Origin of the sequence: Mycobacterium sp. UM_Kg27, assembly GCF_000972905.1 — a bacterium.
Classification (GTDB): Bacteria; Actinomycetota; Actinomycetes; order Mycobacteriales; family Mycobacteriaceae; genus Mycobacterium.
The window spans coordinates 1-665 of record NZ_JRMM01000308.1 but is presented as its reverse complement, the minus strand read 5'-3'; the positions used below and the strand labels follow the sequence as shown (position 1 = coordinate 665).

1 protein-coding gene is annotated in these 665 nt (G+C 64.2%); it reads right to left on the bottom strand.

Annotated features, from left to right (window positions below):
* Positions 1-665 (bottom strand): 4-hydroxy-2-oxovalerate aldolase (gene dmpG / locus LI94_RS21395; protein WP_046302513.1); only part of this gene is annotated, 665 nt, incomplete at both ends.

The window sequence follows — 665 nt, the reverse complement described above, 5'->3', positions numbered from 1 at the left end:
TCGAAGAAGTCGATACCGGTCTTGACACCGATCTTGTCGAACACCCCGATCAACGCCTCCACCGGAGCGTTGCCCGCACCCGCACCGAAGCGGCGCACCGAACCGTCGATCTGCTTGGCGCCGGCACGCACCGCCTCCACCGAGTTAGCCACCCCCAGCCCGAGGTTCTCATGCCCGTGAAAACCGACCTGCGCGTCATCGCCGAGCTCAGCGACCAGTGCCGACACCCGGTCGGCCACACCTTCGAGCACCAGCGCACCAGCCGAATCCACCACATACACGCACTGACAACCCGCATCGGCCATGATCCGGGCCTGAGCGGCCAGCTTCTCCGGAGAGATGGTGTGGGCCATCATCAAAAACCCGACAGTCTCCAGTCCCAGCTCACGGGCCAGGCCGAAGTGCTGAATGGAGACGTCGGCCTCGGTGCAGTGCGTGGCGATTCGACAGATCGCACCACCATTGTCCTGCGCCTCCTTGATGTCCTCCTTGGTGCCGACCCCGGGCAGCATCAAGAAGGCGATCTTGGCGTCTTTGGCGGTCTGCGCCGCCAGCTTGATCAGCTCCTGTTCCGGGGTCTTGGAAAACCCGTAGTTAAAGCTCGACCCGCCCAACCCGTCACCGTGGGTCACCTCGATCACCGGCACCCCGGCAGCATCCAGGGC